Genomic DNA, 10,750 nt, shown 5'->3' on the forward strand with positions numbered 1-10,750 from the left:
AAGACGGCATACGATATTTCCATGGATGATATTTTCAAAGCAGGCGGAGTCAGTTCTATCATCAATGAACTTACAAAAATACCTGGAGCCATCCATCCCGATCGCATTACGATTACCGGAAAGACAATCGGCGAAGATGTTCAGGACTATCAGATACTAAATGATCAAGTGATCCGGACAAAAGACAATCCATACAGTCCGGTAGGTGGCTTGTCCGTCCTATTCGGAAATATCGCACCTGACGGCGGAGTCATCAAAGTCGGAGCGGTCGATCCTTCGATCAAGCAGTTCACAGGTGAAGCGATTGTCTTTGAATCACAGGAAGCTGCGCAGGATAATATCGACAACGGCACAGTTCGTGAAGGGCATGTCGTCGTCATCCGATACGAAGGTCCGAAAGGCGGGCCGGGCATGCCGGAAATGCTTGCTCCTACGTCAGCCATCCAAGGAAGAGGCTTAGGAACGAAAGTGGCACTCATTACAGATGGACGATTCTCCGGGGCATCCCGAGGGATATCCATCGGCCATATTTCACCGGAAGCGGCTGAAGGCGGTCCGATCGCGTTGGTCGAAGATGGAGATATGATCGATATCGATTTGACGAACCGGACGATCGAGCTGAAAGTTTCAAACGAAGTATTGGCGGAACGCAGATCGAAGCTGCAGCCATTTGAACCGAAAATCAAAAAAGGCTATTTGGCCAGATATTCAAAACTTGTCACGTCTGCAAGTACAGGCGGCGTCATGAAAATATAACAAATCAATGATGAGGCAAAAGGGGATAGATCCTTGCATTCACAGAGAGCCGGTCGTGCTGGAAGCCGGCAATGCAACTATCCGCGATATCACCTCGGAGTGGAGTGCTGAAAAGGAAACTTAGTAGGCAATCCCGGGCTTGTGGAAAAACAAGCTCGTTATCAGCGAATGGTCTTTCTTTGACGACCGTTCACGAGGCGGCAAATGTCGCGAACAAGGGTGGTACCATGAAAAGCTTTTTCATCCCTTATACGAAGAACAGGATTTCTTTGTGTGGGGAGAAAAGGCTTTTTCTTTTTAAATAAAATAACCAAATAGAAAAGTAAGGAGGAGTTCGTATATGAGTGCGGAAGTTCAAACGAAGCAGGCAGTCATGGAAATGGCACTAGAATCTAAAGATAAAAAACAGAATAATCAACCTATGGATGGTTCTGCAGTCTTGATTCAAGGGTTGAAAGACCAAGGTGTCGAAGTCATTTTCGGTTACCCTGGAGGTGCTGTCTTACCGATTTACGACGCATTATACAAGGATCCGATTCCCCATGTGCTTGCCCGTCATGAACAGGGAGCTATCCACGCGGCGGAAGGCTATGCGCGAGTATCCGGCAAACCGGGCGTTGTCATTGCGACATCGGGTCCAGGTGCGACGAATCTGGTGACTGGAATTACGGATGCGATGATGGATTCATTGCCACTCGTCGTCTTTACAGGTCAGGTGGCAAGCACAGTCATCGGGACGGATGCATTCCAAGAGGCCGATGTGATCGGCATTACGCAGCCGATCACGAAGCATAATTACCAGGTGCAAGACGTTGCGGACCTCCCAAGGATCATCAAAGAAGCATTCCATATCGCTTCAACAGGCAGACGAGGCCCAGTTGTCGTCGACATTCCGAAAAACGTGGCAACAGAAATCTTCGTCACGGAGGAGGAGCGTAATGCTGAGGTGTATCTGCCGGGCTACCAGCCGACGACCACTCCGAATTACTTGCAAATACAAAAGGCGGCCGAAGCGATCCGATTCGCACGGAAGCCGCTCATCCTGGCGGGTGCAGGTGTGTTGCACGGTCAGGCGATGGAAGAATTGAAAACATTGGTGGAAACGAAACGGATCCCAGTTACGAACACATTGCTCGGACTCGGCGGGATTGCAGGAGACCATGAATACTTCCTTGGCATGGCAGGCATGCACGGAACGTACACGGCGAACATGGCAATTAGCGAATGCGACGTGCTGATCAATATCGGGGCCCGATTCGATGACAGGCTGACAGGCAATCTTGAATCGTTCGCACCGCATGCAAAAATCATCCATATTGACATTGACCCTGCAGAAATCGGAAAGAACGTTCCGACTGACATTCCGATTGTAGCGGACTCTAAGGAAGCGTTGAAAGCATTGCTCAACCAGGAATTCCAAGCGCCGGATACCGAAGAATGGTTCGGATATTTGAAAGATTTACAGGAAGAAGCGCCGTTATGGTACAACACCGACGAGCACGAAGTACTGCCGCAAGAAGCAATCCAGATGATTCACCGCATTACGGAAGGAGATGCAATCGTTACGACGGACGTCGGACAGCATCAAATGTGGGCGGCTCAATATTATTCGCTGAACAATCCCGATCATTGGGTAACATCGGGGGGACTCGGAACAATGGGCTTCGGCTTCCCCGCTGCAATCGGTGCCCAAATCGCGAAGCCAAATGAAAGGGTCATCGCAATAGTTGGCGACGGAGGCTTCCAAATGACAGCTCAGGAGCTATCCCTCTTACAGGAAATGAGGATTCCGGTAAAAGTCGTCATCTTGAACAATGGAGCGCTCGGAATGGTGCGGCAATGGCAGGAGACATTTTACGATGAACGCTACTCACAGTCATTGATTCCGGTCCAGCCGGATTTCGTAAAGCTTGCGGAAGCGTATGACTTGAAAGGGTATCGCATTACGAAAAAGGAGGATGCTGAACAGATTTTCCGGGAAGCCCTTCTGTCGGATGAACCTGTGCTCATTGATTGCAGGGTGAAGATGCTGGAAAACGTCTATCCGATGGTGGCACCTGGAAAAGGACTACAAGATATGATCGGGGTGAAGAGCAAATGAAAAGGGTCATCACAATCACGGTCATCAATCAAAGCGGCGTATTGAACCGAGTGACGGGATTGCTTATGAAACGGCAATTCAATATCGAAAGTATCACAGTCGGACATTCCGAACAGCCGGGCATGTCGAAAATGACATTCATCGTCCATGTGGAGGATGAACGGAAAATCGAACAGCTTGTCAAGCAGTTACAAAAGCAGATTGACGTCATTAAAGTGAATGACATTACTGAAAAAGCGATTGTCATGCGAGAACTGGCACTTGTGAAAGTCGTCTCTCCACCGCATGCGCGCAGTGAAATCAACAGCATCGTTGAACCATTCCGCGCAACGGTCATCGACTCGGGAAAAAACGTCGTCACATACCAAGTGACCGGCGCCCCCGAAAAGATCGAGGCATTCATCGATCTCGTTAAACCTTATGGCATAAAAGAATTGGCAAGGACTGGAGCGACGGCATTCACCCGTGAAATCCAGAAGGTGAACTCACCACAGTTATCCATTTTAAAATAATATAAAAACCCAAATTCGAGGAGGAACTAACAATGGCTAAAATGTATTACAACCAGGATATCAATGAAGGACTTTTACAAGGAAAAACAATCGCGGTAGTCGGTTACGGCTCACAAGGTCACGCGCACGCACAAAACTTGAAAGACTCAGGATTCAACGTAGTCGTCGGCGTACGCCCAGGAAATTCATTTGATCAAGCGAAAGAAGACGGCCTTGAAGTGAAAACAGTAGCCGAGGCGGCAGAACAGGCGGACATCATCATGATCCTTCTTCCGGACGAAAGACAAAAGCAAGTGTATGACGAAGAGATCCAACCCGCATTGAAAGCAGGCAAATCACTCGTATTCGCACACGGATTCAACGTGCACTTCGGACAAATCAAGCCACCTGCAGACGTCGATGTATTCCTAGTAGCACCGAAAGGCCCTGGACACCTCGTTCGCAGAACATATGAAGCAGGCGCTGGCGTACCGGCATTGTTCGCGGTATTCCAAGACGTTTCCGGCCAAGCGAAAGATGTAGCACTTGCCTACGCAAAAGGGATCGGCGCAGCACGTGCAGGCGTACTTGAAACTTCATTCAAAGAAGAAACAGAGACGGACCTATTCGGTGAGCAGGCAGTACTTTGCGGCGGGTTGACTTCTCTCGTTAAAGCCGGCTTCGAGACGTTGGTGGAAGCGGGTTACCAGCCAGAACTTGCTTATTTCGAAACGATGCATGAATTGAAACTGATCGTCGACCTCATGTACGAAGGCGGCATGTCCGGAATGCGCTACTCGATTTCCGACACTGCTGAATGGGGCGACTACGTATCAGGACCGCGCGTCGTTGATGCGGACACGAAAGCACGCATGAAAGACATTTTGACGGATATCCAAGAAGGCAAATTCGCAGAGGGCTGGATTGCAGAAAACGAGAACAACCGTCCGGACTACAATGCTTATAAGGAATCTGAAGCGAAGCACCAAATCGAAGTCGTTGGCGAAAAGCTTCGTGCGATGATGCCATTCGTAAATCAAGGCAAGAAAACAAAACAGGAGGAAGTGGTGGGCAGTGCGACAAATTGACATCTTTGATACGACACTTCGCGATGGTGAACAATCGGCCGGCATCAACCTAAATACGGCAGAAAAGATGGAAATTGCCCGCCAACTGGAACGGTTTGGCGCTACGGTGATCGAAGCAGGGTTTCCTGCTTCCTCACCTGGTGATTTCGAAGCGGTTCAACGCATAGCGAATACAGTGAAGAACTCAACAGTAACCGGGCTTGCCCGTGCTATGAAAAGCGATATCGATACTTCATGGGAAGCATTGAAAGGCGGACAGCAACCACATCTACACGTATTCTTGGCAACTTCACCGATCCATATGGAACATAAATTGATGAAGACGCCTGACCAAGTTGTAGACATTGCGGTTGAAGCCGTAAAATACGCAAAAAAATTCTTTCCTCTCGTTCAATGGTCAGCAGAAGACGCATTCCGTTCCGACCCTGCATTCCTCGTCCGGATTATCAATCAAGTGATCAAAGCCGGTGCTACGACAATCAATATTCCTGACACGGTCGGTTATGCAACGCCGCAAGAATACGGTGCTCTATTCAAATTCTTGAAGGAGAATGTGACGGGCATTGAGCGAGTGAAACTATCTGCACATTGCCATAACGATTTAGGAATGGCTGTCGCAAACTCCATCGCGGCGATTGAAAATGGTGCCGATCAAGTCGAAGGCACGATTAACGGGATCGGTGAACGGGCTGGAAATGCAGCGCTGGAAGAAATCGCAGTCGCCCTCCATATTCGCAAGGATGTTTATGAATTTGAAACGGGCATCAATCTTCAAGAAATCAAGCGCACAAGCCAATTAGTCAGCCAGTTGACGGGCGTCGTCATCCAGCCAAACAAGGCAGTCGTCGGAAAGAACGCCTTCGCACATGAATCGGGCATCCACCAGGATGGCATGTTGAAAAACCGTGAGACTTATGAAATCATCACGCCGGAACTGATCGGTGAAACGACAGCTCCGTTGGCACTCGGCAAGCATTCAGGACGCCATGCATTCAAGGACCGAGCTATATCGATGGGCTTTGAGCTAAGCGAAGCACAATTGAATGAAGCATTTATCGAGTTCAAGAAGCTCGCCGACCGCAAAAAGGAAATTACAGAAGATGATTTATTCGTCCTCTTTACAGGCAAGCAGATCGCACACGCCGATGCAGACATTTATGAACTGACGAATGTGCAAGTGCAATACGGCACTTCCAATGTCCCGACAGCGACCATTGCAGCGAATGTCCCTTCCGGGGAAAACGTTGTCGTCGCCACAACCGGTGCAGGTTCAGTCGAAGCGATTTTCAATGCGCTCGAGCTGCTCGTAAAAGGGCATGTCAACATTCTGGATTACCGCGTCACGTCTATCGGCAAAGGCCGCGATGCTTTAGGGGAGGCAGTCGTCAACTTGCGCTTCAATGGCGAATCCTTCACAGGCCGCGACATTTCACAAGATGTTTTGGAAGCATCCGCCAAAGCCTACTTGAACGCTATTAATAGGAAATTAGTTAAAGACCAAGTGAAAGTGATGGAAACGGTTAGTCAATGATGGTTTGGGCAAATGCTTTATGCGTGAAAAACAGGATTTATGCGTATATCACAGATTATGCGCGGATAAAAAGTTTTATGCGTGAATTTCGCGGTTTATGCGGGTATTTACGGATTTATGCGTGAATAAACAAATTTATGCGCTTTTCGCAGCATTTATGCGTTTCTATATTGATAGAAATTTAATAATAATTGTTATTTGAAGGGATTGAAGTGGAAGGCGGCGACTCCTGTGGGAAAAGCGTCAGCAGAAGACCCCGGAACGTAGCGATAGCGAAGTGAGGAGGCTGAAGCGACGCCCACGGAAAGCGTCCGCCTGAAGCGGAAATCCCGATTAGAAGCTAATTATATAGTTCTGTATCTGAAGATTATGCAAACGGGAATGACAACAAGGAGGAGAAGTTCAATGGAAAAAAGAGTAGCTGTATTACAGGGCGATGGAATTGGACCAGAAGTGACGTCGGCGGCTGTACGTGTTCTTGAAGTGGTTGCAAGACGATTCAACCACACATTCCATTTCAATTACGGTTCAATCGGAGGGGCAGCGATCGATTCGTTCAATAACCCGCTTCCGAAGGAGACAATAGAACTCTGTGAATCAAGTGATGCAGTGCTTTTAGGGGCAGTCGGCGGTCCTAAATGGGATCGGAACCCTTCGGAGTTGCGTCCTGAAAAAGGCTTGCTCGCCATCAGGAAGCATTTTGATTTATTTGCGAACCTTAGGCCGGTAAAGGCTGTCCCTTCCTTGCTCCAAGCTTCTCCTCTCAAGGAGGAAATTGTTCAGGAAGTCGATATGATGATCGTCCGTGAATTGACGGGCGGCATCTACTTCGGGCAACCGAGCCGCAAGTCAGAAACATCCGCAGTCGATACGCTAGTCTATACTCGTGAAGAAATCGAACGCATCGTTGAAAAGGCCTTCGAGCTTGCGCGATTGAGGCGAGGCAAGGTCACATCCGTCGACAAAGCAAACGTCTTGGAGTCGAGCAAGCTTTGGCGCGAAGTCGTCGAAGAGAAGCGGAAAGGCTATCCGGATGTCGAAGTCGAGCATCAGCTTGTCGACTCGGCGGCCATGAAACTGATTACGAACCCAAAATCCTTTGATGTTGTCGTCACTGAAAATATGTTCGGAGACATTTTAAGCGACGAGGCATCCGTCATTACCGGATCGCTCGGCTTACTGCCATCCGCAAGTGTTCGCTCAGATGGATTCGGTCTTTATGAACCTGTCCATGGCTCAGCGCCTGATGTTGCGGGCATGGGTATCGCGAACCCTGCAGCAGCCATTTTATCTGCAGCGATGATGCTGCGTTATTCATTCGGAATGGAAACGGAAGCGGCGGCTATCGAAAAAGCGGTCGATACGGTATTCGAGGATGGTCATTTTACAGCGGACCTCTCTGGAGAATCAGATCGCGCCCTATCGACAATGGAATGGACTGATAAAGTGATCGGTGAGCTGGATTTGCAGTTTGTCTCGAATAGCATCATGTTTTCCTACGTTTAATTTAATTCAGCAAAAAACCGCTGAATTAAGTTAAGGGGAAGGCAACCGAAGTATGCCACGTCCTGTGGCAACGGTTGCATGACCTACTTCCTGTAGGCCTCAAGCTCGATAAATCTGGACGCAATTACGCCGAGGTGTAATTGATTTAGAAAGGAGAAGCTCGAATGGCTAAAACGATTATTGAGAAAATTTGGGAGCAACATATTGTATACGAAGAACAGGGGAAGCCGGACCTTTTATATATCGACCTTCATTTATTGCATGAAGTGACTTCTCCCCAAGCGTTTGAAGGTCTGCGGCTGGCGGGGCGAAAAGTACGACGCCCCGACCTCTGCTTCGCGACGATGGATCATAACGTCCCGACCCGGAATCTGCCGACCATCAACGATCCAATTGCAAAAAAACAGATTACGACGCTGGAGAAAAACTGCGAGGAGTTCGGCATCGAGCTCGCCGATATGGAGCATCCCGATCAGGGAATCGTCCATATTATTGGGCCTGAACTTGGGTTGACGCAGCCCGGGAAAACGATCGTTTGCGGTGATAGCCATACATCGACACACGGTGCATTTGGCGCCATCGCATTCGGAATCGGAACGAGTGAGGTCGAGCATGTCCTATCGACACAGACGCTTTGGCAATCAAAACCGAAGACGATGGAAATACGAATTAATGGAAAGCTTGGCTTCGGTGTCACTGCAAAAGACGTCATCCTTGCAATCATCTCGAAATTCGGCATCGATGTCGGAACGGGGCATATCGCGGAATATACAGGCGAAGCGATCCGTTCCATGACGATGGAGGAACGGATGACGATTTGCAATATGTCCATTGAAGCGGGGGCAAAAGCCGGTTTAATCAGCCCCGATGAGACGACGATTGAGTACTTGAGAGGCCGTCGCCATGTTCCAGCAGGTGAAGCATTTGAACAGGCCGCAGAGCAATGGCTCTCTTTGGCAACAGATGAAGGGGCAGAATACGATACAGTCCTGGAAATTAATGCAGATGAAATCGAACCGTTTATCACTTGGGGCACGAATCCTTCGATGGGTTCGGGCATAAGCGCCCGAGTCCCGTCAGCTGATGATTTTGAGAATCAATCTGATAAGGAAGCGTTGAAAAAAGCGCTCGCATATATGGGGCTAGAAGAGGGGACCCCACTCACTTCAATCGAAATTCAGCACGTCTTTATCGGGTCCTGTACGAACGCCCGCTTGAGCGATTTGCGGGCTGCAGCTGAAGTGATTGCAGGTCAAAAAGTTCATCCGAATGTGACTGCAATCGTCGTTCCTGGTTCACGCACTGTGAAAAGGCAGGCGGAAGAGGAAGGTCTGGATAGCGTATTCCTAGAAGCTGGATTCGAATGGCGCGAATCGGGCTGCAGTATGTGTCTTGCGATGAACGATGACGTCGTTCCAGCTGGTGAAAGATGCGCATCGACATCGAACCGGAACTTCGAGGGTAGGCAAGGGGCAGGCTCCCGTACCCATCTGATGAGCCCTGCAATGGCAGCGGCCGCAGCAATCTCCGGACATTTCACAGATGTGCGCGAGGTACGCTTGGCGCACGTGTAAAAGAGAAAGAAAGGATGATTCCATGAAACCGATCAATGAAGTGCGCAGCGTCATGACACCGCTCAATCGAAAGAATATAGATACAGACCAAATCATATCGAAGGAGTTCCTGAAGCGGATCGAACGGACCGGCTTCGGTAAATACCTTTTCTACCATTGGCGTTTCCAGGCGGACGGCACGGAAAACAAAGAATTCGTCTTGAATGACGACCGTTTTAAGGACTCGAAAATACTTGTCGCACACGATAATTTCGGCTGCGGTTCCTCCCGGGAGCATGCGCCATGGGCGATTCTTGACTACGGATTCGAAGTCGTCATCGCCCCGTCTTTTGCGGATATATTCCATAATAACTGCTTCAAGAACGGCATCTTGCCGATCCGTCTCCGCGTTGAGGAAATCGAAGAGCTTTTATCCAAAGGCCAATCAGCTCCGCATGCATTGGAAGTCAATCTTGAAGAGCAGACGGTAAAAGGCGAAGAGGGGAAAACGTACTCATTTGAGATCGACCCATATTATAAGCAAATGCTTTTGAATGGATGGGACGAAATTTCATTGACATTCCAATATGAAAAGCATATTGCTGCATATGAAAAACAGCATGCTTAATTACAGATCCACCTTCTAACTACGGGAGGTGGATTTTTTTATGAAGTTCTCGTTCAAAGTGATAAACTTCCCGTTACCTCTGAAAGAGTTCTCATTCTTCGCGGTCAACTTCTCGTTTCTCCAGGAAGCATTTAACTCGCATGACGATTCAAATGCTACAAACCTCCCAATAACTAGGGGGTTTTTGTGTCGAATTTTGTGTTATGATAAGATTTTAGAACAGCCTGAAGCAGGAGGGTGAAAAATCAGTGACGAAGAATAGAATGATGACAGTCGTATTGGCGAGCGTGCTATCCTTAGCACTTGTATTGTTCGGATGCAGTCCGACAGATGCGAATACCATAACGATCGACCAGAACTTTTCCGATATACATAATGAGTTTTGGGCTAAAAATGAAGTGACGCAGCTTGTCGACATGGGAGTCATCAATGGGTACCCGGACAAGCAGTTCAGACCGGCGCTTGAAGTGTCGCGCGGACAGGCGGCGAATCTCCTTTCAAGCGCGCTTCAATTACCGGAAGCTCCCTATGAACCTATTTTCAAGGACGTCAGTAGTAAGTCCTCCCATTTAAAAGGTGCGATGTCGACGTACAAAGCTGGAATCTTCCTTGGAAAAGAGGATGGCACTTTCGGTGTCGCGGATTCATTGACACGTGAACAAATGGCGACAGTCATCGTACGTGCTTTCGGCTTGGAAGATACGGGCGAAGACATCCATTTCAATGATGAAAACCGGATCAGCGAATCGCATCGTGAAGGCGTGAAAATCCTGGCACAGCATGAAATTACAACCGGAAAGGAAGATGGCACGTTCGATCCGAAAACTGCGGTCAATCGTGCAACGTATGTCGTTTTCCTTCATCGTGCGATGGTGAAGACTGGGAAAATTGAAGAGAGCCAAGAAATCGTCTTCAATAAACCACCGACGCTTGGAAACTATGAAACAATCCGTCACGAACAGAATTTTGTGGAAGTGCCGATTTCCAGCACAAAGAAAACGTATCTGCGTTCCAATTATTATTTGCAGTTTGCGGGTGAAAAAACAAGGAAGCATGCCCACTCTACAGATACGCTTTATACATATACGGTCGGCGG

General features: G+C 48.6%; 9 protein-coding genes. All 9 read left to right on the forward strand.

The window, feature by feature from the left end; all coding sequences use genetic code 11:
* On the forward strand, positions 1-756 hold a 756-nt coding region (locus tag AWV70_RS10485; RefSeq protein ID WP_201024352.1), incomplete at its 5' end, for a dihydroxy-acid dehydratase.
* Between the two features lie 340 nt (positions 757-1,096).
* Positions 1,097-2,857, forward strand: a complete 1,761-nt coding sequence (gene ilvB / locus AWV70_RS10490) for an acetolactate synthase large subunit (RefSeq protein WP_414714829.1) — start codon at positions 1,097-1,099, stop codon at positions 2,855-2,857.
* Positions 2,854-3,369 carry an acetolactate synthase small subunit gene (gene ilvN, locus AWV70_RS10495; protein WP_060206838.1) on the forward strand — a complete coding sequence of 172 codons (516 nt, stop codon included), beginning with the start codon at positions 2,854-2,856 and terminating at the stop codon, positions 3,367-3,369. Before ilvB ends, ilvN begins: the two co-directional genes overlap by 4 nt.
* Positions 3,370-3,401: 32 nt before the next feature.
* Entirely contained in the window at positions 3,402-4,436 is a 1,035-nt protein-coding gene (ilvC, locus tag AWV70_RS10500; RefSeq protein ID WP_060206840.1) for a ketol-acid reductoisomerase, read from the forward strand.
* The gene (locus AWV70_RS10505; protein ID WP_060206842.1) at positions 4,423-5,967 is read left to right on the forward strand and encodes a 2-isopropylmalate synthase; all 1,545 of its coding nucleotides are present in this window, start codon (positions 4,423-4,425) and stop codon (positions 5,965-5,967) included. Before ilvC ends, AWV70_RS10505 begins: the two co-directional genes overlap by 14 nt.
* Before the next feature lie 405 nt (positions 5,968-6,372).
* Positions 6,373-7,473 (forward strand): 3-isopropylmalate dehydrogenase, encoded by a 1,101-nt coding sequence (leuB, locus tag AWV70_RS10510; RefSeq protein ID WP_060206844.1) that lies wholly within the window; start codon positions 6,373-6,375, stop codon positions 7,471-7,473.
* A 164-nt stretch (positions 7,474-7,637) separates the two neighbouring features.
* Positions 7,638-9,047, forward strand: coding sequence for a 3-isopropylmalate dehydratase large subunit (leuC, locus tag AWV70_RS10515; RefSeq protein ID WP_060206846.1), 1,410 nt, complete (start codon positions 7,638-7,640; stop codon positions 9,045-9,047).
* 22 nt (positions 9,048-9,069) lie between these two features.
* Positions 9,070-9,654 carry a 3-isopropylmalate dehydratase small subunit gene (gene leuD / locus AWV70_RS10520; protein ID WP_060206848.1) on the forward strand — a complete coding sequence of 195 codons (585 nt, stop codon included), beginning with the start codon at positions 9,070-9,072 and terminating at the stop codon, positions 9,652-9,654.
* Between the two features lie 248 nt (positions 9,655-9,902).
* Positions 9,903-10,750 (forward strand): S-layer homology domain-containing protein (locus AWV70_RS10530; protein ID WP_235588623.1); only part of this gene is annotated, 848 nt, incomplete at its 3' end.

The organism is Sporosarcina koreensis (assembly GCF_001531445.1).
Taxonomy (GTDB): domain Bacteria; phylum Bacillota; class Bacilli; order Bacillales_A; family Planococcaceae; genus Sporosarcina; species Sporosarcina koreensis_C.